This window comes from Pseudomonas sp. SJZ077 (assembly GCF_007993905.1).
Classification (GTDB): Bacteria; Pseudomonadota; Gammaproteobacteria; order Pseudomonadales; family Pseudomonadaceae; genus Aquipseudomonas; species Aquipseudomonas mandelii.
Genome location: NZ_VIUJ01000026.1, coordinates 34,906 through 59,217, shown reverse-complemented (window position 1 = coordinate 59,217; position 24,312 = coordinate 34,906). Strand labels below are relative to the sequence as shown.

General features: G+C 59.3%; 20 protein-coding genes, 1 tRNA gene and 2 pseudogenes. 10 read left to right on the top strand and 13 right to left on the bottom strand.

All coding sequences use genetic code 11. The features are described from left to right. Positions 1–53: 53 nt before the first annotated feature. Positions 54–2,165, bottom strand: coding sequence for a PAS domain-containing sensor histidine kinase (locus FBY01_RS28045; protein ID WP_145310415.1), 2,112 nt, complete (start codon positions 2,163–2,165; stop codon positions 54–56). Positions 2,166–2,363: 198 nt separating this feature from the next. On the opposite strand from FBY01_RS28045, the pseudogene FBY01_RS32370 reads away from it, so the two are divergent. Then, a pseudogene (locus FBY01_RS32370) lies at positions 2,364–2,474 on the top strand (flavin reductase family protein); the annotation flags it as partial. 110 nt (positions 2,475–2,584) lie between these two features. Here the strand turns inward: FBY01_RS32370 and FBY01_RS28035 are convergent. The 8 genes from FBY01_RS28035 to FBY01_RS28000 all read right to left on the bottom strand — a co-directional run bounded on the left by FBY01_RS28035 (position 2,585) and on the right by FBY01_RS28000 (position 11,237). Continuing rightward, a complete protein-coding gene (locus FBY01_RS28035; protein ID WP_010460994.1) occupies positions 2,585–3,244 on the bottom strand; it encodes a DUF799 domain-containing protein in 660 nt (219 codons plus the stop codon). Then, positions 3,241–3,582, bottom strand: a complete 342-nt coding sequence (locus tag FBY01_RS28030; RefSeq protein WP_371857854.1) for a DUF4810 domain-containing protein — start codon at positions 3,580–3,582, stop codon at positions 3,241–3,243. Before FBY01_RS28030 ends, FBY01_RS28035 begins: the two co-directional genes overlap by 4 nt. A 60-nt stretch (positions 3,583–3,642) precedes the next feature. Then, positions 3,643–4,317 carry a CsgG/HfaB family protein gene (locus tag FBY01_RS28025; protein WP_154505590.1) on the bottom strand — a complete coding sequence of 225 codons (675 nt, stop codon included), beginning with the start codon at positions 4,315–4,317 and terminating at the stop codon, positions 3,643–3,645. A gap of 232 nt (positions 4,318–4,549) precedes the next feature. Further along, on the bottom strand, positions 4,550–7,648 hold the full coding sequence (locus FBY01_RS28020) for an error-prone DNA polymerase (protein ID WP_218571014.1): 3,099 nt from the start codon (positions 7,646–7,648) through the stop codon (positions 4,550–4,552). Next, positions 7,624–9,039: a DNA polymerase Y family protein gene (locus FBY01_RS28015; protein ID WP_010461003.1), complete on the bottom strand. Its 1,416-nt coding sequence runs from the start codon at positions 9,037–9,039 to the stop codon at positions 7,624–7,626. Before FBY01_RS28015 ends, FBY01_RS28020 begins: the two co-directional genes overlap by 25 nt. A 7-nt stretch (positions 9,040–9,046) precedes the next feature. Continuing rightward, positions 9,047–9,664, bottom strand: coding sequence for a translesion DNA synthesis-associated protein ImuA (imuA, locus tag FBY01_RS28010; protein ID WP_010461005.1), 618 nt, complete (start codon positions 9,662–9,664; stop codon positions 9,047–9,049). Continuing rightward, complete coding sequence (gene lexA / locus FBY01_RS28005; protein WP_042932007.1) at positions 9,664–10,281, bottom strand: transcriptional repressor LexA; 618 nt, start codon at positions 10,279–10,281, stop codon at positions 9,664–9,666. The genes imuA and lexA overlap by 1 nt, the downstream gene beginning before the upstream one ends. 38 nt (positions 10,282–10,319) lie before the next feature. Next, the gene (locus FBY01_RS28000; RefSeq protein WP_010461008.1) at positions 10,320–11,237 is read right to left on the bottom strand and encodes a LysR family transcriptional regulator; all 918 of its coding nucleotides are present in this window, start codon (positions 11,235–11,237) and stop codon (positions 10,320–10,322) included. Positions 11,238–11,340: 103 nt separating this feature from the next. Between FBY01_RS28000 and FBY01_RS27995 the strand changes: the two are divergent. Next, positions 11,341–13,083: pseudogene (locus tag FBY01_RS27995) on the top strand (amidohydrolase). 109 nt (positions 13,084–13,192) lie between these two features. Beyond that, entirely contained in the window at positions 13,193–13,930 is a 738-nt protein-coding gene (locus tag FBY01_RS27990; protein ID WP_077749691.1) for a TorF family putative porin, read from the top strand. Between the two features lie 30 nt (positions 13,931–13,960). On the opposite strand, the gene FBY01_RS27985 is transcribed toward FBY01_RS27990, so the two are convergent. Then, a complete protein-coding gene (locus FBY01_RS27985; RefSeq protein WP_077749692.1) occupies positions 13,961–14,929 on the bottom strand; it encodes a Gfo/Idh/MocA family protein in 969 nt (322 codons plus the stop codon). 15 nt (positions 14,930–14,944) lie between these two features. Beyond that, positions 14,945–15,832, bottom strand: coding sequence for a Dyp-type peroxidase (locus FBY01_RS27980; protein WP_077749693.1), 888 nt, complete (start codon positions 15,830–15,832; stop codon positions 14,945–14,947). A gap of 400 nt (positions 15,833–16,232) precedes the next feature. Here FBY01_RS27980 and FBY01_RS27975 point away from each other — a divergent pair, with 400 nt between their 5' ends. Beyond that, positions 16,233–17,858 carry an NADP-dependent glyceraldehyde-3-phosphate dehydrogenase gene (locus FBY01_RS27975; RefSeq protein ID WP_145310411.1) on the top strand — a complete coding sequence of 542 codons (1,626 nt, stop codon included), beginning with the start codon at positions 16,233–16,235 and terminating at the stop codon, positions 17,856–17,858. 68 nt (positions 17,859–17,926) lie between these two features. Beyond that, positions 17,927–18,946 (top strand): FUSC family protein, encoded by a 1,020-nt coding sequence (locus FBY01_RS27970; RefSeq protein WP_178113308.1) that lies wholly within the window; start codon positions 17,927–17,929, stop codon positions 18,944–18,946. Between the two features lie 8 nt (positions 18,947–18,954). On the opposite strand, the gene FBY01_RS27965 is transcribed toward FBY01_RS27970, so the two are convergent. Further along, positions 18,955–19,848, bottom strand: coding sequence for a DMT family transporter (locus FBY01_RS27965; protein WP_077749695.1), 894 nt, complete (start codon positions 19,846–19,848; stop codon positions 18,955–18,957). A gap of 135 nt (positions 19,849–19,983) precedes the next feature. On the opposite strand from FBY01_RS27965, the gene FBY01_RS27960 reads away from it, so the two are divergent. Both FBY01_RS27960 and FBY01_RS27955 read left to right on the top strand, forming a co-directional pair. Next, positions 19,984–20,421, top strand: a complete 438-nt coding sequence (locus FBY01_RS27960; protein ID WP_010461024.1) for an Lrp/AsnC family transcriptional regulator — start codon at positions 19,984–19,986, stop codon at positions 20,419–20,421. A gap of 57 nt (positions 20,422–20,478) precedes the next feature. Further along, entirely contained in the window at positions 20,479–20,808 is a 330-nt protein-coding gene (locus FBY01_RS27955; protein WP_145310407.1) for a YceK/YidQ family lipoprotein, read from the top strand. 59 nt (positions 20,809–20,867) lie between these two features. On the opposite strand, the gene FBY01_RS27950 is transcribed toward FBY01_RS27955, so the two are convergent. Continuing rightward, positions 20,868–21,539 (bottom strand): Bax inhibitor-1/YccA family protein, encoded by a 672-nt coding sequence (locus FBY01_RS27950; protein WP_010461027.1) that lies wholly within the window; start codon positions 21,537–21,539, stop codon positions 20,868–20,870. A 123-nt stretch (positions 21,540–21,662) separates the two neighbouring features. Here FBY01_RS27950 and FBY01_RS27945 point away from each other — a divergent pair. The 3 genes from FBY01_RS27945 to FBY01_RS27935 all read left to right on the top strand — a co-directional run bounded on the left by FBY01_RS27945 (position 21,663) and on the right by FBY01_RS27935 (position 23,996). Continuing rightward, positions 21,663–21,750: transfer RNA gene (locus FBY01_RS27945), tRNA-Ser, on the top strand. A 112-nt stretch (positions 21,751–21,862) separates the two neighbouring features. Beyond that, entirely contained in the window at positions 21,863–23,722 is a 1,860-nt protein-coding gene (locus FBY01_RS27940) for a site-specific integrase (protein ID WP_145310405.1), read from the top strand. Next, entirely contained in the window at positions 23,703–23,996 is a 294-nt protein-coding gene (locus FBY01_RS27935; protein ID WP_145310403.1) for a hypothetical protein, read from the top strand. The genes FBY01_RS27940 and FBY01_RS27935 overlap by 20 nt, the downstream gene beginning before the upstream one ends. Positions 23,997–24,312: the final 316 nt, after the last annotated feature.

Below are 24,312 nucleotides of genomic sequence, written 5' to 3'. Positions count from 1 at the left end.
TTCCCGCGCAGAGCGAGGGAACGATCATTCACCCCCCCATAATGTGTGCGTGGTCAGCCACTGAGGACGGTGTGGATCATGTGTGTCAGGGCTTCGGGCCCATAAGGTTTGCTCAGCAGATGGGTATCCGGGCTGAGCTGGTGATTGCGCGAGATGATGTCCCGGGTGTGGCCGGAGGTAAACAGCACCGCCACCGGGGGATTCTGCACCTTGGCCCAGGCTGCCAGGTCCGAGCTTTTGATCAGGCCGGGCATGACAACATCGGTGAAAATCAGGTTCACCCGCACGCCCTCCAGCAACATCTGCATCGCCTGGTCGCCGTTGGCCGCGGTGAGGACCTGATAGCCCTCTTCGCTCAGCAATTCGACCGCAGAGCTGCGCACCGCTTCGTTGTCCTCCACCACCAGGATGGTTTCGTGCCCGCCCTGCCGGGGTGAATTACGTAATGTTGTTTCACTGGGCAACGCACGCAAGCTGCGCGGGAAGTAAAGCTGCACCCGAGTGCCCTGCCCGACGATGCTGGAGATCTCGATGTGCCCGCCGCTCTGTTTGACGAAACCGAACACCATGCTCAGTCCCAACCCCGTGCCCTGACCATCGGCCTTGGTGGTGAAAAACGGCTCGAACGCCTGCCCGAGTATTTCGGGCGACATACCGGCGCCGCTGTCGGCCACCGCGACACGCACATAATCGCCCGCCGCGATGCCCTTACCGGCACAGAATTTACGATCGAGCGCGACATTCCCGGCGCTCAGCTCAATGGTCCCTTCGCCCTGCATGGCGTCACGGGCATTGATCGCCAGGTTGAGAATGGCGTTTTCCAACTGGTTGCGGTCGACGTTGATGTACCAAGGTTCTTGCGGCACCTGCACATCAATCTGGATGGTTTCCCCCAGCGCTCGTTGCAACAGCTCACCCAGCCCTTCGAATATCAGTTGTGGGTCGCACACCGCCGGCGACAAAGGTTGCCGGCGGGCAAACGCGAGCAATTGCGAAGACAGTTTGGCGCCGCGCTCGACGGCCGCAATCGACGCACTGACCCGGCGCTGCACGTTGGCGTTGTCCGGCTCATGCCGCGCCAGCAGGTGCAGGTTGCCGGCGATCACCTGCAGCAGGTTATTGAAGTCGTGGGCCACGCCGCCGGTGAGGCCGCCGATGGCTTCGAGCTTCTGCGACTGGCGCAGTTGCTCTTCCGCCGCCAGCCGCGCATCGACTTCGTCGGCCACGCGCTGCTCCAGGTTGCGGGTGAATTTGAGCAGAGATTCTTCAGCAATCTTGCGTTCATGAATGTCAATCAACACGCCGGGGAAGCGGAACGGCTCGCCCTGCTCGTTGAACTCACAGCAGCCGCTCGCCTGCACCCACAAATAGCTGCCGTCGGGGCGCAAGACCCGGTACTCGGCGTTGAAGGGCTCACCGGTCGCCACTGACTGACTGACCCGTTCCTGGACCCAGATGCGGTCGTCGGGATGAATCTTGGCTTCAGCAATGTCGGCGGGCAGGTCGGCCAGGTTCTGCTCGGTCGGGTAGGAGAACGTCCGGGCGAAGCGCTCGTCACCGGACAGCACGTTGCCCTTGATGTCCCAGACGAACGAGCCGAGCAAAGCCCCGGCATTGAGCGCCAGGCGCACCCGTTCGTTGTCGGCGCGATAGGCGTCTTCGGCTTCCTGGCGCCGGCGTTCGGAGATCACATATTCAGTGGTTTCAACGACCATCGCCATGACCCCGGCGGGGCGCCCTTCATCATCGGCGACAGGGCTGTAATAGAGGTCCAGCCAGACGTCTTCGGGGACTCCGTCGCGTAGCAATTCCAGCAATTTATTACGATAGGACAAGGTGCCGCCGGCCAGGCAGGTATCCACCACATGTCGATTGAACTCGGCCACTTCCGGCCAACCCAACTCGACCGGCGAGCCCAGCAGATAAGGATGGCGGCCACCGGCAAACGTCGAGTAGGCATCGTTATAGATCATGTAGCCCTCGCGCCCCCAGAGCATCACCATCGGCAGTGGCGACGCGAGCATCAGCCGCACCGTGCTGCACAGACTGGCGGGCCAGGTGTCGATGTTTCCAAGCTCGGTCCGGCTCCAGTCGAACGCGCGGATGCGCCCGGCCATTTCACCGTTCCAGCCGGCACACCCGTGGCTATCAGATAGAAACTGCATCGACTGGCTCTTTGTCCCTGTGAGTGACTGAAATGCGGGATCGCAGTGCGAGGACGGCACGTGCCCGTTTGTTTCGAGCATCGCCGACGCCAATGGTTTCATATGAGGTTAGCCGATTCAAACCGTCCGTAGTTGGCGGATGATTGCGCTGTGCATCGGGCCGTTGCGGGAAATCATCTTCGGGGGAAGTGTTGATGGCGCATGGGCGGGCATGGCTATGCGCGGACGCGCGATGATTTTGATTTGCCGACGCGCTTGTTGCAGGCGGGGACGGATGCGCCAGGGGATGGCGAGCGGTTCAAGCCTATTACCAATAACGAAATTCACATAAAACGGTGGCGAGCAAGCTTGCGCCCTCGCCACAGGAAGCCGTTCACAGGAAGCACTTCACTCCAGGAGCTTCCTTAAACAGACCGTTATCAATCAGTACCGTATTTCGGCGAACGCGGTCCGTACAGCAAGCCCGCCGGTTGACCGGCCGACAGCAGGCGCGCACTGGCCACACCGGCAATCGGGTGACCGGCGTCGGTGGCGCTGTTGATCACTTGCTTGACCGCTGCCGTAATCAGCATGCCAACCAAGCCGCCGCCACCGTTGTTGCCGCCCTCTTCGCTCGAAGCCCGGGCCGAGCCGGTCCACAGGGTGGTGCCGCTCTTGAGGTCTACCAGTTTCGCGGTGGCGGTCACCACGGTTTCGCTGCTGATGATCATGTAGCGCGTACCGTAGTCCGTCACGGTGATGTACAACGCCGCATCGGCACCGAAAATTTCCTGCAGCTTGTTGGCCGGAGCCTGGTGAATGTCCGCCGGTGTGGTCAGGCCATTCTGGCGGAATGTCTCATCGACCAGGGTGATCGGCAGCACGTAGTAACCGGCTTCTGCCAACGGGTACGTGACCTGCGACAACATGCTGTAGGACGCCTTGACGTCCGGCGAGTTGTTCAGCGGCGGCAGCACCAGAATGGTTTTCGGACGGGCTTGCTTGTACGCCGAATAGTCCACGGTCTTGGGGCTGACGCAGCCACCGAGCACAGCCAGCGCCAGCAACCCGGCCATCAGTTTCAATGAACGCGCGATCATTGGGTGTCTCCGGTCTTGGCGTTTTTAAGCAGAAAATCCATGTACGGCGTCGACTCGGGAAACAGGGTTTTCTCAGTCCTGAACTGCTGCACCATCTGATCGTCCTTGCCCATGCTCAGGTACAACAGCCCCAGGTGAGCGTGGTAGCCAGGCGGCGGCGTCTTGCCGGTGGACTTGATCTTCTGCAGGTCGCGTTCCAGCGCTTCGGCCTGGGCTTCCTTGGGTGTTTCACCCTTGAAGTACTCGTAAACTTCCGGCTGGTAGCTTTCCCACTGGTAAAGGGTTTTCGGGCCAGCGCAACCGGCCAACAGGCCGCTGACCAGCAATGTCGACGCCATCAGCGCCCACGACACATACGTCTTGAACATGCTTTTACCGCTCCTTGTCATCAACCTTGATCAGTTACCCGGTTTCCATGCCCCGGCGTTCATCCCGTCTACCAGGCGATTGATCGCCTCGCGCATGGCCAGGTCGAGCACTTTGCCGTTGAGGGTCGAATCGTAGGCAGCGGTGCCGCCGAAGCCGATGACTTCACGGTTGGACAAGGCGTACTCGCCCGCGCCCTGAGTCGAATAAACCACTTCGGAGGTGCTGATATTGACGATGTTCAGGTTGACCTTGGCGTAGGCCACCTGGGTCTTGGCGCGACCGAGAATGCCGAACAGCTGATGGTCGCCGGTTTCTTTGCGGCCGAACTCGGTGACATCACCGGTGACCACAAAGTCAGCACCCTTGAGGCGCTGGGACTGGCCCTTGATCGCGGCTTCCTGCTGGATCTCGCCCATGTTGTCGCGGTCCAGCACGCTGAAGCGGTTGGTTTGCTGCAAGTGAGTGATCAGGATGGTCTTGGCCTGACCGCCGAGGCGATCCACGCCGTCGGAGAAGATCCCGCGCATGTAGCTTGAACGGTTGTCGAACTTGCCGACCGCCATGGGTACACGAACACCGGCATACGCCACGCTGGCGCTTTCGACTTTTGCGACCGGCAAGGCGCGCGAGCTTTCCGTGGCGCAACCGGCCATGCTGCCCAAAAGGGCAATCGCTGCCGTCGATACCAACATCCGAGAGATCATTCTCACTGTGCATTCCTTCTGAAAAACGGTTTATCCCGGCACGGCAATAGCCAACCGCTGCGGGTTGCAGCGGCGAAAAAGCGAGGGGGAATCAAATCGATAATCGACGTGCGGGACGTCGGCGGCCGGCATTATGCCAAAGTGCCATCACTGATAACAGTGTTTAATTTTTTATTGGCGCCAATGCATTGGCTGTCGCGATCAGTGCGATCAGTGCGATCAGTGGTGGGGATCAGTGGAAATCGCGGCTGCGCACGCTGATGCCATCCAGCAAGGGGCTCAGGTCGCTCAAGCGTCCGGCAATCAGGTGGCGCACCTCGCCTTCCTTTTCCCAGCGGCCATCGACCTTGAGCAACTGCGAGCCGACCAGCACTTTTCGCTGCCGATCAGCCAGGTCGCGCCAGACGATGACGTTGATGTTGCCGAATTCGTCTTCGAGGGTGACGAAGGTCACGCCACTGGCCGTGCCCGGCCGTTGCCGGCCGGTGACCAGCCCGGCGACGCTGACCGGTCGCCCGTGCTCGACCTCCATCAGCTCTTTCGAACTGCGGCAACGTCGGGCTTTCAACTCACCACGCAACAACGCCAATGGATGCGGACCCAAGGTGGTGCCGACACTGTTGTAGTCGGCCAGCAGGTCCTCGCCCACTGTGGGTTTGGGCAGATAGATCGCAGGTTCTTCCTGACTCGGCAGGCCGGCAAACAAACCGAGTTGCTTCTGCACCCCCGCCACCTCCCAGCGCGCCCGATGACGATCGCCGGCCAGGCCCCGCAACGCACCGGCATCGGCCAGTTGTTCCTGGGCACGGGCGTCGAGTCGTGCGCGCTCGCCCAGGTCGGCGATGTCGACAAATACACCCTTTGCCCTCGCCGCTTCGATGCGCCGGGCATCGTCCTCGCGAAAGCCCTTGATCATCCGCAGCCCCATGCGAATCGCCGGCTGCGCGCTGGTGATCGGTTCGAGGCTGCAATCCCAGTCACTGGCGCGCACGTCCACCGGGCGAATCTGCAAATGATGCCGGCGCGCGTCCTGCAGAATCTGGTCCGGGCTGTAGAAACCCATGGGCCAACTATTGATCAGCGCACAGGCGAAGGCCGCCGGTTCATGGCATTTCAACCAGCAACTGGCGTAGGTCAACAAGGCGAAACTGGCGGCGTGGGACTCAGGAAAACCATAACTGCCGAAGCCTTTGATCTGTTCGAAGATCTGCGCGGCGAACTCGGCCGTATAGCCGTTTTTCTTCATCCCGGCGGCCAGCCGATCCTTGTGCGGTTCCAGTCCGCCATGGCGTTTCCAGGCGGCCATGGAGCGACGCAACTGATCAGCCTCGCCGGGGCTGTAGTCGGCGGCGACAATCGCAATCTGCATCACCTGTTCCTGAAACAGCGGCACGCCCAAGGTGCGTTTGAGCACGACTTCCAGCGCCGGGGACGGGTAAACCTCGGGTTCCTCCTTGTTTCGCCGTCGCAGGTACGGATGCACCATCCCGCCCTGGATCGGCCCCGGACGGACGATCGCCACTTCGATCACCAGGTCATAGAAGGTCCGGGGCTTGAGCCTCGGCAGCATCGACATTTGTGCCCGGGATTCGATCTGGAACACGCCGATGGTGTCGGCACGGCCGATCATGTCGTAGGTTTGGACATCTTCGGCGGGGATCGTCGCCAGGCTCAAGTCCAGATGGCGATGACGACGCAGCAGATCAAAACAGCGGCGGATCGCACTGAGCATGCCCAAGGCCAGAATATCCACCTTGAGCAGCCCCACCGCATCGAGATCGTCCTTGTCCCACTGAATGATGGTGCGCTCGGCCATGGCAGCGTTTTCCACCGGCACCAGGCTGTCCAGTGGCTGCTCGGAAATCACGAAACCGCCGGGGTGTTGGGACAGATGCCGGGGGAAACCGATCAGTTGCTGAGTCAAACTCAGCACCCGGCGCAGCACCGGGCTCTCGGGGTCGAAACCGCCTTCAAGCAGGCGCTCCACGGGCGGCGTTGCATCGCTCCAGTGGCCGCAGCAATCGGCCAGGGCGTTGATCTGATCCGGTGGCAAACCCAGGGCCTTGGCCACATCGCGCACCGCGCCGGCCGCGTGATAGGTGCTGACCACTGCCGTGAGCGCGGCGCGGGTCCGGCCATAACGCTGGAACACGTACTGCAAGACCTCCTCGCGGCGCTCGTGTTCGAAATCGACGTCGATGTCCGGTGGTTCATTGCGCTCTTTGGAGAGAAAGCGTTCGAACAACAGCGTGGTGCGATCCGGGTCGATTTCCGTGATGCCCAAGGCAAAACACACCGCCGAGTTAGCGGCAGACCCCCGGCCCTGACAGAGGATTTTTTGTTCACGGGCAAACCGCACAATGTCGTGCACCGTGAGGAAGTAGCTTTCATAGCCCAGCTCGGCGATCAGCTCCAGCTCCTTGTCGATCTGCACCAGCACCTTGGCTTGCGGGCCGTCCGGCCAGCGCCACGCAATCCCCTCTTCGGTCAGATGCCGCAGCCAGGACGTGGCCGTCTGGCCTTGCGGCACCAGCTCGCGGGGATACTGGTAACGCAACTGGCCGAGGTCGAAGGTGCAACGCCGGGCAATGGTCAGCGTTTCATCGAGCAGTGCTTGCGGGTAGATCGATTGCAGGGCATCGAGGCTGCGTACATGCCGCTCGCCGTTCGGATGCAGCCGCAACCCGGCCTCGGCCACCGGCAGGTGATGACGGATCGCGGTCATGGTGTCCTGCAAGGCGCGCCGTCCACGGGTGTGCATGTGCACATCGCCGCTGGCCACCGCAGGAATCCGCAGTTCCCGCGCCAGGGTCAACAGCGCGTCCAGTCGCCGGGTGTCGTCCTGCCCGCGATGCAACTGCACCGCCAGCCACAGGCCATCGGTGAACGTCTGTTTGAGCCAATGACCGCTGGCAAAATCATCGACCGTGTCCGGCACCCACAGCGCCAGCAACCCCGGCATCGGTTCACTGAAGTCCTCACGCAGCACCTGATACTGGCCTTTCTCCGTGCGGCGCCGCGCCCGGGTGATCAACCGACACAGGGTCTGGTAACCCTCAAGGTTTTCCACCAGCAGCACCAGCTTCGGACCGTTCTCAATGCGCACTTCACTGCCGATAATCAGCGGCAGCTCCACGGATTTGGCCGCTTGCCAGGCGCGGACGATACCGGCCAGGGTGCATTCATCGGTGATCGCCAGCGCTTGATAGCCGTGTTTTTTCGCCCGCTGAAACAATTCCAGGGCACTGGAAGCACCGCGCTGGAAACTGAAGTTCGACAGGCAGTGCAGCTCCGCATACTCGACGCTCATGCGAACCAGCCTTGCAGCCACAGCGGGCCACCCTCACCCACCGCACGGTAGGCCCAGCCCTGCTGGCCGGAACGGGTTTCGATCAGGTAGTAATCGCGGCGCACGTCGTCGCCGTCCCACCAGCCGGACTCGATGCGCTCCGGCCCCATGAGGATCCGTGTCGAGCCTTCGTGTACGGCCTGCGGTTCCGTCAGCAACCAGCCCGGACGCTGCACCCCCGCCAATCCCGCACACAGTTGTTTGTCGGCCCGTGCCTGCCACGCGCACTCTGGCCGGTGATCGGCCTGGAAACGCAAGCCATGCACCGCGTCATCCCCGAGCCGTGCACGCAAGCGTTCGCGCAGTTGCTCCCAGGGCAAGGACTGCTGCGGACGGTCGTCGAACAGTTCCTGACGTTGCGGGACGAAGCTCGGCAGGTCTTCGGCGCGCAGCCGAAAACCGCGCACCGGGGCCTCGACCTGCACCTGTTCCAGCCGTCCCCGGGCCAGTTCGAAGAGCATCGCCGGATCGCGCTCGGCGCTGAGCAGGCCGACCTTGATCAGCGTGTCCGGCAAGCCGGCGTGTTCCAGATGCAGGTCGAAACGCTGCACGCCACTGTCCCGGCCACAAAGGAAGGCCGACAGATCGCCGGTCAAGCGACGCAATGGAAACAACAACGCTTGATGGGATTGCACATCGAAGTTGAGCTCGATGCGCACATCAAACCGGTCCGGCGGCAGGTAGAACGCCAGCGCCAGCCGCCGCTCGCCGAACAGCGCATCCAGGTGCTTGAGCACTTGGGCCTCGAAACGTCGCGCCAGGCTGTTGCGCGGCAACGCCTGAACCTGGCTCAAGGTGCGCAACCCCATGCGCGACAACGCCGTGGCCACCGCCGGTTCCAGGGCGATCCGGTCAACCGGCAATTGCCCCAGGTGATAGCGCAAGGCTTGATCGTCCGGCACCACCAGGCCGTCATACATATTGGCCAACACCCGCGCAGCCACCGGGTTGGGCGCGGCGACGATCCGATGCCGAAAGCCCAGTTCGCCGAGCTCGGCACGCAACCGCGCCTCGAACTGCGGCCACGGCCCGAACAACCCCAGGCTGGATTCGATTTCAAACACCACGGCACGCGGGTAATGCACGCTAACCTGAGAGCTGAACCGATAGGCCCACGCCGCCAGGAACTGTTGCCAGTGCTCGATCTCGGCGACATCGTATTCGGCCGTGACAAAACCTTTGCTCAAGGCCTGGGCGGCGGTCATCGACTGCCCCGGGCGCAAACCCAGCGCCCGCGCCGGAGCGTTGACCGCTTGCAACACCCGGCGCTGTGCCGGGCCCGTCAGCAGCGCCAACGGTTCATCGGGATCGGGGCGCTGACGCAGTACCGCGTCCAGCGCCAATTGCGGGAAGAGAATGCACACCCAGCGCATGGCAACCTCAATGCCCCACGGGAAAGGCAATCGGCGCCGAACGCGCCAGCCCGCCCCGACACTTGAGCACACGCAACTGTGCAGGCCGGGCATCGATGGCGATGCGCAGCGCCGCAGGCGAAGGGTTGATGGCTTCGTTGATCGAGCGATAGGCGAACGCCAGAGTCGAGCCGGTTTCGGCCGCCACCTGCAAGCGTCGCAGCGCCCGGTCATCGGCCTTGTGCGGCCAGCACAGCACCGCGCCGCAACTGCCCGAACGCAGGCATTGTTCCGCTGCCCACAGCGCATCGCGCTCGCTGGCCTGGATGATCGACAACTGGCGCAGATCGACCCCGGCGTTCTGCCAGGCCTGGGGATACGGCACGTAAGGCGGCGCCACCAGCACAATGCGCTCGCCCGCCGCCGACAGCCGCGCCAGGGCCGGCCACACCAGTTGCAACTCGCCAACGCCCTGCCCGGCCAGGAGGATTTCGGTCAGCGCCGCCTCCGGCCAGCCGCCGGTGGGCAACGCCGCGTCCAGCGCGGCATGCCCGGTCGGTTGCGGGCTGACAGATGGTGGCGCAGGCCGGCCCTTCCAGACCTGGCCGCCATTGAACAGCGTATCCAACGCAACGACGGCGCCCATCACCCTTGCCTCACCAGACCGCAGAACACGCCTTCGATGGCCAGGTCCTGATTGGCCTCGACGATGATCGGCTTATAGGCCGGGTTGCGTGGCAACAACCGGACAACATCGCCGACCCGCTCGAAACGCTTGATGGTGACTTCGCCGTCGAGCCGCGCCACGACGATCTGGCCGTTGAGCGCTTCGGGATTGCGGTGTACGCCCACCAGGTCGCCGTCGAGAATACCGTCCTCGATCATCGAGTCGCCCTGGACCCGCAGCATGTAGTCCGGCACTCGCGAGAAGATCGACGGGTCGAGCAGCAAGCGGCTGTGCACTTCGGCATCGGCACCGATCGGCGCACCCGCCGCGACCCGCCCGAGTACCGGGATGTCCAGCAATTCGGGCCGCGCCGGTTGCCCGAGCAAACGAATGCCCCGGGCCTGATGCGGGTTGACCTCGATAAAACCGGCCTCGGTCAGCGCCAGCACATGCTTGCGCGCCACGCTGCGAGAGGCGAAACCAAATGCCTCGCTGATTTCAGCGAGGCTTGGGGATTGACCGTGCTCCGCGATTCGATCACGGATAAAGGTCAGGATGGCGGTACGGCGGGGAGTTAAAGTCGTCATGGAGTACATTTGTACTCTTTCGGCATTTTCCTGGCAAGGACCGCCAGTCAGCTCAAGCCACGCGACGCCAGAAACCCTGCGATGTAATCGATGAAGGCCAGCACTTTGGCGGTTGCCCGCCGATGACTGGGGTACACCGCCAGGATGTAGGAGCCAAAACTGTCGGGATCGATGTCGTAATCGGCCATTACCCGCACCAGCCGCCCGTCGGCGATGTACGCCGCGGCACTCCACAACGGCGTGTGCAGCAAACCGCGTCCGGCCAGTGCGTTGGCCAGCAGCAGGTCGTAGTTGTCACTGCGCAATCGTGGTGATTGCGGTTGCGCCAGGCTCAATCGTTGCCCGTCGCGCTCGGCCCACCAGAATTCGCGGCTGAGCAGCGGATGACGGTAGAGCAGCCATTCGTGGTCATCGAGGGTGTCCGGCGTGACCGGCAACCCCTTGCGCGCCAGATATTCAGGGCTGGCGCATAACGCCAGCCGATTGCTGCCGACGACGCGAGCAATCAACCCCGGCAAATCGTCATGCCCCTCGCGCAACGCCAGGTCGTAGCCGCTTTCCAACAGGTTGACGAACTCATCGCACAGGTCCACTTGCAGGTTGATCTGCGGGTATTGCTCCAGAAAGCCGCCGCACACCTGATCGAGAAAAGCCTGCCCATACGCCAGCGGCGCGGTGATTTTCAGGTTGCCGCGCAGGCCATGCTGCAACTGCTCGATTTCCTCGCCGGCCTCCTCCAGCCGCTGCAACACCTGGCGTGCGGTTTCCAGATAAAGACGACCCGATTCGGTCAGCAAAATCCGTCGGGTGCTGCGTTCGAACAAGCGGGCGCCGAGCTCCGCTTCGAGGTGATTGACCGCTTTGGTCAAGGCCGACGGGGTCTTGCCCAGTTGCTCGGCGGCGCGGCTGAAACTGCCGAGTTGCGCCGTGACCACGAACATTTTCAATGCACCCAACTTGTCCATTCTTTTTCCATTCAGGCAAAAACGTTTTTCGTGAGCGAGGCGTTCTGCTGGCCGTGACAAGCCACTAATCTGGCCATCAGACGCAATAACAAGGAAACATTCAATGAAAAGATTCATCCCGAATCTATTGATGGCCGCCGTCAGTTTTGCCTCGATGGAAGCCATGGCAGCGGCCGATCTGGTGCTGTTCAATGGCAAGATTTTCACCGCCGACCGCGCGCAACCGAAGGTGCAGGCGTTGGCGGTGCAGGACGGCAAAGTGCTGCAAGTGGGCAGCGATGCGCAGATCAAGGCTCTGATCGCGTCGGGCACCAAAGTCGTCGACCTCGGCGGAAAAGCCCTGATGCCCGGCCTGATCGACAGTCATTCCCACGCCATATTCGGCGGTCTGGAAATGACCTCGGCCAATATGGAAGACGAGGTGGTCGACCTCGACGAACTGGAAAAACGCCTGAAAGCCTGGCGCAATGACGGCAAGGCCAGGCATGGCGATGTGCTGGGCGTGGCCGGCATGAGTTCGGCTTATTGGGCCCAGGCCGAAGCTTTTGGCCAGAAATTCAACGCTGGCGAGTGGGCCAAGGTGCCCGTGGTGTTCACCGGCAGCGATCACCACACCGCGTGGGCCAACAACGTGATGCTCGAACGCGCCGGGATTGATGCGGCGCTGCTCAAGTCATTGCCGGACGCCGAGAAAGACACGATCGGCAAACTCGCCGATGGCAGCCCCAACGGTTTTCTGGTGGACGCCGGCTGGGATCGCGTCGCCTCGAAGATGCCGGTGCCGAGCCCCGCCGACATGTTGAAAGCCGCGCAATCCGCCGTGCGCTACAACAACAGCCTGGGCATCACCGCGTGGATGGACCCCGCCGCCAACGCCGCACCCGGCGAACCCGTGTTCGCGCTCAAACCCACGGAGAACACCGTCGGCGTGCTGCCGGTGTACAAAGCGCTGGCCGAAAGCGGCGGCATGAGCGCCCACGTCGCCGCACTGCTGGTGGCCAATCCGAAAAGCGTGCCGGCCGATCTCGACACCCTGGACAAGGTCCGCCAGCAATTCCAGGGCATCCCGAACCTGACCTTGCCCGGGGTCTAGATCTTCGCCGACGGCGTGATCGAATACCCGGCGCAGAGCGCGGCGATGATCGATCCGTACAGCAACTCGCACAAACAGGGTGAACTGCTGATCGATCCGAAGCACTTTGGCGAATTGGTCAGTGCCATCGATCAGCGCGGCTGGCTGGTGCACATCCATGCCATCGGCGACCGCGCAGTGCGTGAATCGCTGAACGGCATCGCCCAGGCGCGCAAGGACCGCCAGAGCGGCGTGACCCACTCGATCACCCACCTGCAAATGGTCAACCCGAAAGAGTTCGCGCGGTTCAAACCGCTCAACGTCATCGCCTCGATGCAACTGCTGTGGGCCAGCGCCGACGAGTACACCCTGGACATGATCAAGCCGTATGTCAGTGCGCTCGCTTTCCGTTACCAATACCCGGCGCACTCCTTGCTCAAACAGGGCGCGACCATCGCCGGCGCCAGTGACTGGGCGGTGTCTTCTCCCAACCCATGGAACGCCATGGCCCAGGCCATCTCCCGAGAAGGCCCGCTGGGCGTGCTGAACGCCGATGAGCGCATCGATCGCGAAACGATGTTGTATGCCTACACCCTGAACGCTGCGCGCACCATCGGCCTGGAGAAGCAGATCGGTTCGTTGAGCCCCGGCAAGCAAGCCGACTTCATCGTGCTGGACCGCGACGTGTTCAGCGTCGACAACAAAGCCCTGCATGACACCCAGGTGCTGCAAACCTGGTTCGCCGGTCGCGAAGTCTACGCACCGACGCTGTAAGAAAAATCATCTGAAACCACTGCCCGCCCCCCGCGTTTGTCGCCGGGGTTCGGCGCAGCCTTGCCGTAAAAAATCTGCCCATAACAATCACAATAACGGGACGCACCTCATGAAAGCTTTCACCCTGTTCGCCCTCGGTTCCTTGGGCCTTCTTCCCTTGAGCAGTCAGGCGCTGCCCTTGAATGACGATTTCGCCCTACTGGTCGACCTGACCCTGGCCAGCGACTACCGCACCCGTGGCATTTCGCAAACCCAGAATGATCCTGCGGTGCAGGCCGGTTTGACCTTGGCCCACAGCAGCGGGCTGTACCTCGGCGCATGGAGTTCAAACGTCGATTTCGGCGGCGGTCTGAAGACCCGGCAGGAAGTCGATTACTACGCCGGTTGGCTCTGGCAAGCGACCGATACGGTCAGCCTGGACCTTGGCTATCTCAAATACGCTTACCCCAGGGAGAGTCAGTTTAACCAGGGTGAGACCTACGCAATCCTCAGCGCTTATGGCGTGAAGCTGGCGGCCTATTATTCCGCGGATGCGCCAGGCATCGACAGCAAGCAGAGCTCGCTGTACAGCTACGTGGGCTACGAAACCGAGTTGCCTTACGACACCGGTCTGAAACTGCGATACGGCAACATGGATTTCAAGGACCCGCACCTTTACTCGATGTCAGGCCAGGCCGAAGACTCGTACCGCGAATGGGAGGTCAAACTGTCCCACGAACTGGCCGGTGTAATGCTGGGTTTGAGTTACATCGATACTGACCTGTCGAAAAGCCAGTGCGTCAGTAATTGGGGTTATGGAGATGTCTGCACCGCGACCGTAGTAGCAAGCCTGAGCAAATCCTTCTGACCCCCACAGGATTGCATTGAAGCTTAAATTTCAGGTGCGCTTGAGGATCTGGTCCATCACCCAGTCGGTTTTCAGCGCGTGTTCGGCCATCGCCGGATGCTGCGCTTCGCCCCGGATATGCGCGTTCATGCCCAGCACGTGATGCCACTGGATGTGCTCGTGATGGTCGATGTGCAGGCTGAGATTTTCATCCGCCTCAAGTCGCACCGGGTGCTCATCGAACACCGAAAAACTGATCCGGCCCTGGCTGCCGATCAGTTCTACCTGATCTTCGCGGCGGTCGGCGACGAAATTCCAGCAGCCCATGCCCAGGGCACCCGAAGCAAACCGCCAACTGGCGCTGACGGCGTCTTCGGCGGCATACAAACCGGCCTGCCGCGCGGTAAAACCGGCGACTTCGACGATATCCCCGAGCAAATACTGAAACAGATCGAAGCCATGACTGGCCAGGTCGGCGAAGTAGCCGCCGCCGGCAATCAGCGGGTCGGTGCGCCAATTGTCGGCGCCACCCAGATCGTTCGGAGAAGGCGCCTTGGTCAGCGTCCAGGACAGATGCCGCACCTCGCCGATCCGCCCCTCCTCCAGCCACTGCCGCACTTGCGCAAAGCGCGGCAGCGAACGTCGGTAATAGGAAACGAACAGGTGCAGTCCGGCGTCGGCAAAGACCTTTTGCATCTCGCGGCTTTGCCCGGCATTCAGCGACATCGGTTTTTCGACGCAGCAATGTTTGCCGGCTGCGGCGACCTGCAAGCTATAGGCGTGGTGACTGTCGGGTGGCGTGGCGATGTACACCGCGTCCACCTCAGGATCATTGATCAGCGCTTGCGCATCGGTGTAAACCCGGGCGATGCCGTGACGTGCGGCGTAGTCGGTCACCGCGTCCAGCCGCCGCCCCATCACCGCCACCAGTGCCGAACCGGGGGCCTTGTAAAAGGCCGGCCCGCTCTTGCGCTCAGCGACACTGCCACAACCGATCATGCCCCAGCGCACTACGTCCATGTTCTCTCCTTATCCTTAGCCGATGCGCAACGCGCGCAGGTCCAGATGGCCGTCCTTGAGCGGCGGGCACCAGTAGTAGCCGCCGGTGATCGGGCGGCTGATGCGATACAAACCGTCGGTAATGCCGTCTTCCAGTCCGCTCATGCGCCGCAGTTGGGCTTCGAAGGCGTCGAGGGAAAAACCGAACGCCAGAAACATCAGGCCGGCGCGGTCCCCTTCGATCCACGGCATCGAGCGACGGACCACGAACGCCTCAGGGGCGAAGCTTTCCTGGGCGGTGCGTTTGACGTGGGCGGAAATCGGCGCGTCATCGAGTTCTTCGTTATCGCTCAAGCGACGGCCCATGATGTTGTCTTTTTCCTGGGACGGCATCGCGTGGAAGCCTTTCAGATCATGCTGCCACTGTTGGATCGCGGCGAAGCTGCCACCGACCAGTCCTTCCGCGCCCTCGCCCAACAACGCGGCGGCCACGGCGGCTTCGTCGTGCGGGTTCTCGGTGCCGTCTTCGTAGCCGGTCAGGTCGTGGCCGGTCATGTGGCGGAAAGTTTCGTTCATCTGCACCAGGCGCAGGGCCGGTGCCAGCGCGGCTTCGATGGCGTTGCTGCGATTGAGCAGTTCACCGCGGTCGACGCCGTGTAGCCAGCACCAGAGCGCGTGTTGGGTCGACGGGTTGTCGACGCCAACGCCGGTCAGCGCCGGAAACGGTCGCAGGCCATCGATCTGTGCATGCAGCGCCTTGACCAGGGATTCACCGAAGCCGACCACCGCCGATTTTCCGTCCACCAGTTGCATCAAGTTGTCGAGCGCGGCCGGCAATGCTTCGGCGGATTCGAGGGCGAAGAACATATGGCGGGCTTGAGGCGGAACGGGGGTGGCGAGAATGCCCGGCTGGTAGTAACTCATATGAACTCCTTGAAAAAGAGCACGGAGTTTAACCGGAGCACGAGGGTTTGTGTGGCTTTGGCATCCTTCCCCACACGGCGAAATCGCGCTGGGCTCTGATTGCGAAACGCGCTGGGGCTTATCGTTAACACCGCTGAGCAGCGCCGGCAAGACGCCGCCCATCAACACCAAACAAAGGCTAGGCTTTTCAGAGACTCGAATGGCCCGCATGGCCGTCCTCTCGTGAGGTCCCCCCTCTGGGGGCCAACCAGAGGGGCATCTGGGCCATGACCGACGGTGCCGGCCATTCCACGATCGAAAACCCTGAACCGCCGAACGATGAGATGAGTCATGACAAGCGAGGCCGAGGTCTGCTAAAACGATTCATCAGTTCATCACCCAATCCAGACGGGGTAGCGACATGACCACAGCACATATCCTTGGCAACCTGTTTCCCGACTCAAGCGACATCCCGGAAAAATACCGCCTCGACGGTCAGACCGAGCAGCGTGAATACCTGGTCGACGGCGAACTGAAAACCTGGTCCGGCCCCCTCGCCCAAGTCCGCAGCCCGGTGTACCTGACCGGCGAAAATGGCGATGAACAAGTGATCCTCGGCAGCACGCCGCTGCTCGATGCAGAAACCGCATTGACCGCGCTCGACGCCGCCGTCCGCGCCTATGACCGGGGCCAGGGTTTGTGGCCGACCATGCGCGTGGCCGAACGCATCCAGCACGTCGAAACGTTTCTGGGCCGCATGCGCGAACAGCGTGAGGCGGTGGTCAAGCTGCTGATGTGGGAGATCGGCAAGAACCTCAAGGACTCGGAGAAAGAGTTCGACCGCACCTGCGATTACATCGTCGACACCATCAATGCCCTCAAGGAACTCGACCGTCGCTCCAGCCGCTTCGAGCTGGAACAGGACACCCTGGGGCAGATTCGCCGCGTACCGATGGGCGTCGCCTTGTGCATGGGGCCTTACAACTACCCGCTGAACGAAACCTTCACCACGCTGATTCCGGCGCTGATCATGGGCAACACTGTGGTGTTCAAACCGGCCAAGCTGGGTGTGCTTTTGATTCGGCCGCTGCTGGAAGCCTTTCGCGACAGTTTCCCGGCCGGGGTGATCAATGTGATCTACGGCAGCGGCCGCGAGACCGTCAGCGCACTGATGGCCAGCGGCAAGATCGATATCTTTGCGTTTATCGGCACCAATAAAGCCGCCAGCGACCTGAAAAAACTCCACCCCAAACCTCACCGCTTGCGCGCGGCACTGGGCCTGGACGCGAAGAACCCGGGCATCGTGTTGCCGGAGGTTGATCTGGACAACGCCGTCAACGAAACGGTGACCGGCTCACTGTCGTTCAACGGTCAGCGTTGCACCGCCCTGAAAATCCTTTTCGTCCATGAAGACGTGGTCGAGTCGTTCATCGAGAAATTCAACGCCAAACTGGCCACTCTGAAACCGGGTATGCCATGGGAAAGTGGTGTTGCGCTGACGCCGCTGCCGGAAGCGAGTAAGGTCGATTACCTGCACTCGCTGGTCGCGGATGCAGTCAGCAAAGGCGCCACCGTAGTCAATCCAAATGGCGGTGAAGCGCGCGCGTCGTTCTTCTACCCGGCGGTGCTGTTCCCGGTGACGCCGCAGATGCGCGTCTACCAGGAAGAACAATTCGGCCCGGTGGTGCCGATCGTGCCTTACCGGCATCTCGATACGGTGATCGACTACGTCCTGGAGTCGGACTTCGGCCAGCAGTTGAGTATCTTCGGCACCAACCCGGTGGCGGTCGGTCGGCTAGTGGACACCTTTGCCAACCAGGTCGGTCGGATCAACCTCAACGCCCAGTGCCAGCGCGGCCCGGACACCTACCCGTTCAACGGCCGCAAGAACTCCGCCGAAGGCACATTGTCGGTGCATGATGCGCTGCGGGTATTTTCGATCAGGACGCTGGTCGCGACCAAGTTCCAGGAAACCAACAAGGAACTCATCAGCGAGATCATCAGCGGACGCAGTTCGAGCTTCCTGACCACCGATTACATCTTCTGAGGACACCGAGCCTGAACACGTTCAGAGCCCATCGACTGCCACCGCTGCTGCGCCGGTTACTGCGTCCGTTGCTGGACCCGTATCGGCGCTATCGCTACGCCAAGCTGATCCACGCGGTCCGCGTGTCGCTCGGCTTGTTGGCATCGATCATGCTGACCACCGGCATCAACCTGCCCCACGGTGAGTGGGCGTCGGTAACGATGCTGGTGGTGATCGGCGGTTTGCAGCACCACGGCAACATCGGCAAAAAAGCCGCCGAGCGTGCCATCGGTACGTTGATCGGCGCCGCTATCGGCCTGCTGCTGGTGGCGCAACAGGCCTGGCTCGGGATGCCTTGGCTGACCTATTTTGTGATGTCGGCGGTGTGCGGTTTTTTCTCGTATCACGCCATCGGCAAGGGCGGTTACACCGCGCTGCTGGCGGGGATCACTGTGTTTATTGTCGCCGGGCATGGCGACAACCTAATCTCCGACGGACTGTGGCGCGCAGTGGACATTCTGATTGGCGTGGCCCTGGCCCTGGCCTTTTCTTTCGCCCTGCCGTCGTATGCGGTTTTTTCCTGGCGCTATAACCTGGCCAACTCGCTGCGCGATTGTGCGACGATTTATGGACGCATTATCGATGGTCAGTCCGTCTCCGATGACGAGCACCTGAAGCTGATGAATCGCCTGAACGCGTCGATGGTGCAATTGCGTTCGCTGATGCCGTCGGTGTCCAAGGAAGTGAAGATTTCCATGACCGAACTCGATGCGATTCAGCGTCATTTGCGAATGTGCGTCAGCACCTTGGAAATCCTTGGTAACACCCGGCCGGACTCCAAGGATCGCGACGCCATGGCGCATCTGCAATCGAGTTTCAAAGCCGAACACCGGCAGATTCGCGTGCAGCTGATCGGCATGGCCCGGGCGCTGAAAACCGGCGCATCGCAGCGACTCAGTCGCCCCATCGATTTGCCGGTTGATTCAAGTCTTGAAGCACCGGTCTACAACCCGCTGGACGGCCATCAATTATTGATACGCCAGTTCGCTTCGAACATCGGCGAGATGCGCCAACGACTGGCGAAGACCGCGCCGCGCTGGAACATCTGACGCCCGTCTTATTGTGTGACCGCCCGACGAGACTTCAAGCCCCAGCCCTGCTGCATGCCCGCGGCAGCCAGCAGAATAGCGGCAACACCGACCCACTGCAGCGGTTCGAGGCGATGACCGAAGGCAAACCAGTCAACGAAAATCGCCGCAATCGGGTAAATGAAAGACAACGCCCCGGTCAATGCCGTCGGCAGTTTTTGAATCGCGCCGTACAGCAGCACATACATCACGCCGGTGTGGACGATGCCCAGCGTCACCAGGCTGGCCCAGGCGCTGGGTGCTTGCGGCAACGCTGAAAAGTGCGCAAATGGCGCGAGCAGCAGCACCCCGGTGCTGACCTGGATCAGGGCAATCAAATGCGGTGGTGTGCCGGTCAGGTGTTTGATAATCAGGGCTGCAATCGCATACAGAAATGCCGCCCCCAAGGCCAGACCGATGCCCATCAGGTAATCGTTGCCACCTGCGCCCTGCTCGCCATGAGCGCTGACAATGGCCAGCATCCCGAGAAACGAAATGCCCAGCCAGAACAGTTTTTGCAGGGTGATCTTCTCGCCCAGAAACAACGCCGCCAACCCGACCAGCATGAACGGCTGAACGTTATAAACCGCCGTGCCGATGGCAATTGAGGCACGGGAATAAGAGGCAAACAACAACACCCAGTTGCCGACAATCGCGACCCCGCTGAGCACTGCCAGCAGGAAGGTGGTGCGGGTCAGAATGCCCGGACGCAGGAAGCCGAATGCCGCGCAGATCAACAACAGTGTGCCGGCGCCGAACACGCACCGCCAGAACACCACGTCCAGCACGGGCTGCCCGGACACCAGCACGAACCAACCGATGGTCCCGGAAATCAGCATGGCGGCGGTCATTTCGAATGAACCGCGACGTATGTTTTTGTCCATCATCAGACTCCTGTGGTTGAGGCCAAATTATGCCAATCCGTCCAAGGGCATCTCCAGCGCAAAAAGCAGGCTAAACTCGGTTTTTGCCTTTTTTATCAAGGCGTATTCAGTCAACGGCCTAACAGGGGATTTGCCATGACCGACGACATCGACCAAGTGCTCATCACCGCATTAATGGACGACTCACGCCGCTCGCTCAAGGCGCTGGCGCAGATCAGCGGCCTGTCCTCGCCCAGCGTTGCCGAGCGTTTGCGGCGACTCGAAGAGCGTGGTGTGCTTAAAGGTTACACCGTCGAAATCGACCCCAAGTGCTTTGGTTATCAACTCCAGGCCATCGTGCGGATCCGCCCGTTGCCGGGCCAGTTGCAGGAAGTCGAACGGCAGATTCAGGCCATCCCGGAATTCACCGAGTGCGACAAAGTCACCGGCGATGACTGCTTCATCGCCCGCTTGCATGTGCGCTCGATGGAGCAACTGGACACCCTGCTCGATCGCCTCAACACCCACGCGGAGACCAACACCGCCATCGTCAAGAAGACCCCGGTCAAACGCCGCTTGCCACCGATGGCGTGAGTGCGATTTTGATTGGAAACGCGTAAATTGACCGCTTTCCGGCTAAGGATTGGCGGTATGAAAATTCAGGTGGTTTTACTCGCGACGTTGTTGCTCGCCGGCTGCGGCACGGTTCAAACAGTTGTGCGCGGGGATGAAGTGGCTTCGAAGAGTCTCAAGGAGTACAAAAGTTACTGCGGTGCCGTTCCGCGTATCTACAGCGGCGTGACTTACGATTTCTGCATGCTCTATGCTCCCCTGCAAAAAGGACGGGATGAGCAGGTGCATGACAGCGCTCCGGCCATTGTCCTTATCGACGCAGTCATTTCCGGCGCCCTTGATACGTTGCTCCTGCCCTATACCATCTACCGCCAGCAAGCCGATGGCAGCATTATCATCACGGAATGAGCCCGAATTCCGGGCGATAAAAAACCCGCCTGAGCGGGTTTTTTACTTAGAGCCTGCGATTAATCATCGCGGCTCATGATGCCGAACAGCTGCAACAAGCTGACGAACAGGTTGTAGATCGATACATACAGGCTGATGGTCGCCATGATGTAGTTACGCTCGCCGCCGTGAATGATGGCGCTGGTCTGGAACAGAATGCAGACCGAGGAGAACAGCACGAAACCTGCGCTGATCGCCAGTTGCAGACCGCTGATCTGGAAGAAGAAGCTCGCCAGCGTCGCACCCAGCAGTACAAAGAAGCCTGCGGTGATGAAACCACCGAGGAAACTCATGTCCTTGCGGGTGATCAGCACGTAAGCCGACAGACCACCGAACACCAACGCCGTCATCGCGAATGCCGAACTGACAACTTCAGCGCCGCCCTGCATGCCCAGGTAGCGGTTGAGGATCGGGCCAAGCAGAAAACCCATGAAACCGGTCAGGGCAAATGCCGACACCAGGCCCCAGGCCGAGTCACGGAGTTTGTTGGTGAGGAAGAAAAGCCCGTAAAAGCCGATCAGCACCACGAAAATATTCGGGTAGCCGACACGCATCTGCTGAGCAACGAACGCCATCACGCCGCTGAATGCGAGGGTGAGAGCGAGCAAGCCGTATGTGTTGCGCAGGACGCGGCTAACCTCTAGCTGCTCAACCTGCACGCTGTTATTAACTGCGTAATCCTGTTCGCGCATGGCGACACTCCTGTTGGTTTGAAACGTTCAGTCGCAAAGATCATAACAGACGCTCTGTAACAAGCCATGCAGAGAGTTTGACAGTGTGTTTCATTCAGGTATTATGGCGCCCGCAACGCAAACGGAGGTGTGGCCGAGTGGTTTAAGGCAACGGTCTTGAAAACCGTCGACTGTAACAGGTCCATGAGTTCGAATCCCATCGCCTCCGCCATTTTCTTAGAAGTCCTTGATTTTCAAGGACTTTTCAGGGCTGGCTAGCAAGGTAGACGCAACAAGCGTCACAAAGCTAGCCGCAGCAACAGCCGAAAGGCCTGGAGCTGTAAATGCCCACAAAAAATCTACATCTAAGCCTAACGCGCAGCGGAAAATACGTTTTCCGGGCGCGCTGGCCTACGTCTATCGCTCGCCTTTTGCAGCGATCAGAGTTCAAAATCCCCCTTCAGACAGACAGCCGCTCGACTGCCATTAAAAAAGCAGCAGAGGTTAACGCGGCTTATCAACGGATTTTGAGCATGTACGAAAATATTGAAGAAGCGGATATCACCGATGAAATGCTAGCTGAAATGCGAGCGCGATTAAGGGCGATGGAAGCTCAAGTCAAGAAACAGAGCCTTTCATCACTGCGCGTAAGCCAATTCTTATCTGCCTGGCAGTTACTCAATGCCTTCGCAAGCGATGAAATCCTCGAAAGCTACGGCTTATCTGCCGATGATAAAAACGCGTTATACCAAAGAGTCATGGCTGAAGCTTCGTATTACGACGATGCAACTCGCCGAGAAATCAATCACCTCACCATGACCACTGCTGACAAAGAACTGCTGTTAGAGCAATTTAAAAGTATTGTTCATGACATTACACAAAAACACATTTCACAAATCGCACAATACAAGATCAGCCACCGCCCCCTCCAAAAAAAACTATCAACCCCGAGCAAGAACAATTCATTTCAGGACTTGCATAATCTCGACAAGCTTGATCCGGGAACGGTTTCAAAAGCAAGACAAAAAAAGACTGATCTTGAATATTCAAGATATGCTCGTGCGTTCGACGTCCTAGTACAAAATAAACCAGTTAATCTATTAACGCAGAAAGAACTTTCGGACGTTTTTGTAGACTTAAGCAACATCAAAGTGCGTGGAATATCTATAATTGAATTAGGCGACACCGCGAAAAAGATTGCTAAAAGCGATCTAATTGCAGGTACAGGCGAAACAAAGATCAGTTCGGCAACAGCAGAAAAATACTCCACAAGGCTTATTTCCTTGTTAAAATTAGCACATAACGATGGAATAACTGAATACACCCCTGACTCGATAAAGAAACCTTCGTTCAGTGCAATTCGTACACGGCAAAAGATGGAAAGCAGCCACATCGACGACAAAAAGTCTTCATTCACACCAGAAGAAATCCAAAAAATATTTAGTGGTTATCTATATAACACCCACGAATCCTGCCCTACCAATGGGATTTTTAAATATCAATATTGGCTTCCATTAATAGCGCTACACACTGCAGCAAGGATTAGCGAGATATCCCAGCTCAACACAGATGATATTTGCGAGTTAAATGGCATCTATTATTTTAAAATTGAAGGGGATTCTGATTCAGTGCCTCAGCGTCGAAGCCTGAAAAACATAGCGAGCAAACGACTAGTTCCCGTTCATAAAAAACTGATAGATCTTGGATTGTTAATATACGTCCAAGAACGGAAAGCCGAAAAAAAGAAAAAACTATTCGACGGTTTGGTGTATAGCGAAAATAACAAATGGGGCGCTACTGCCACTCAATTTTTTTGCCGTCTCGACGGGCCAGGCGGTTATCTCTCAAAAGTCGGCGTGCATAAATCTCAGAATGATGGAAAAAAATTCCACTCATTTAGACACACTGTCATCACAGAACTCCGCGATCACGTACTTAAAAACAATGAGCAACGTGGCTATATAATCGAAACGATAACAGGCCATGAAAAAGAAACAACATCAGAAGCAGACCGCTACGGAACAAGCAACCTCGAAACCAAAAAAGACTTTCTAAATAACCTCAACTTCAAAATTGACGTTATGACTTATGACCAATTCTGCAAGAAATTCAGAAGCATCCTTACCCGATCATTGAAGAGCTTTGAACTAAAACAAAAGACATTAGCAGCCAAGGAGGTGAAACGTGGATCTAAGCATCAGTAAACTGGAGCGACTCCCGAACGGGAAAGTTATGGGTGTAGCTAAGCTTTATGTTTTGTACGACTCTCTTGATGACGACTGCAATACAAAAGACGAAAACCTCTACATTGAATTTACTTTTGAGAGGAAAAATGGAGAGCTAAATTTTTCTGAATTTGATATCAACGATCAAAGTCTGAATTTTTACAAAGCGTTTAACTTCGCCGCTATTGAAAGGCTGAAACGGGGTATCGCAGCATTCTGCGAACTCGCTGGAACGGCAAAACTCTACGCCTAGCAACGACACTACACATCCCCCCTCCTCGCGCCGCTACGCACCGTAGCGGCAGCCTTGTGCGCTCTCCCCCTCCTAAAGCAGCAGCTAATAGTCAGCAATCTACGGTCGATGTCGGACAACTATGTAGAGCGCGCTTAAACCTCCGGGCAGTGTCGGACAAAAATCAATCAAGCACTACCGTCTGTCGGTTTTCTTGAAGCTATTTCCTCATCAGGTAGACGAGTTAATTATTTTTATCTTTGTTTTTCAACAGCTTAAAAAAGTATACTGAGTGTACTTCACAATATTGACATTTTGTCAACGATTTACCGATTGA

Excerpts from the sequence above, each read along its gene's own strand:
- FBY01_RS28045 (WP_145310415.1), bottom strand. The coding sequence starts at position 2,165 with ATGCAGTTTCTATCTGATAGCCACGGGTGTGCCGGCTGGAACGGTGAA.
- FBY01_RS28035 (WP_010460994.1), bottom strand. The coding sequence starts at position 3,244 with ATGATCGCGCGTTCATTGAAACTGATGGCCGGGTTGCTGGCGCTGGCT.
- FBY01_RS28030 (WP_371857854.1), bottom strand. The coding sequence starts at position 3,582 with ATGGCGTCGACATTGCTGGTCAGCGGCCTGTTGGCCGGTTGCGCTGGC.
- FBY01_RS28025 (WP_154505590.1), bottom strand. The coding sequence starts at position 4,317 with ATGATCTCTCGGATGTTGGTATCGACGGCAGCGATTGCCCTTTTGGGC.
- FBY01_RS28015 (WP_010461003.1), bottom strand. The coding sequence starts at position 9,039 with ATGCGCTGGGTGTGCATTCTCTTCCCGCAATTGGCGCTGGACGCGGTA.
- imuA (WP_010461005.1), bottom strand. The coding sequence starts at position 9,664 with ATGGGCGCCGTCGTTGCGTTGGATACGCTGTTCAATGGCGGCCAGGTC.
- lexA (WP_042932007.1), bottom strand. The coding sequence starts at position 10,281 with ATGTACTCCATGACGACTTTAACTCCCCGCCGTACCGCCATCCTGACC.
- FBY01_RS28000 (WP_010461008.1), bottom strand. The coding sequence starts at position 11,237 with ATGGACAAGTTGGGTGCATTGAAAATGTTCGTGGTCACGGCGCAACTC.
- FBY01_RS27990 (WP_077749691.1), top strand. The coding sequence starts at position 13,193 with ATGAAAGCTTTCACCCTGTTCGCCCTCGGTTCCTTGGGCCTTCTTCCC.
- FBY01_RS27985 (WP_077749692.1), bottom strand. The coding sequence starts at position 14,929 with ATGGACGTAGTGCGCTGGGGCATGATCGGTTGTGGCAGTGTCGCTGAG.
- FBY01_RS27980 (WP_077749693.1), bottom strand. The coding sequence starts at position 15,832 with ATGAGTTACTACCAGCCGGGCATTCTCGCCACCCCCGTTCCGCCTCAA.
- FBY01_RS27975 (WP_145310411.1), top strand. The coding sequence starts at position 16,233 with ATGACCACAGCACATATCCTTGGCAACCTGTTTCCCGACTCAAGCGAC.
- FBY01_RS27965 (WP_077749695.1), bottom strand. The coding sequence starts at position 19,848 with ATGGACAAAAACATACGTCGCGGTTCATTCGAAATGACCGCCGCCATG.
- FBY01_RS27960 (WP_010461024.1), top strand. The coding sequence starts at position 19,984 with ATGACCGACGACATCGACCAAGTGCTCATCACCGCATTAATGGACGAC.
- FBY01_RS27955 (WP_145310407.1), top strand. The coding sequence starts at position 20,479 with ATGAAAATTCAGGTGGTTTTACTCGCGACGTTGTTGCTCGCCGGCTGC.
- FBY01_RS27950 (WP_010461027.1), bottom strand. The coding sequence starts at position 21,539 with ATGCGCGAACAGGATTACGCAGTTAATAACAGCGTGCAGGTTGAGCAG.
- FBY01_RS27940 (WP_145310405.1), top strand. The coding sequence starts at position 21,863 with ATGCCCACAAAAAATCTACATCTAAGCCTAACGCGCAGCGGAAAATAC.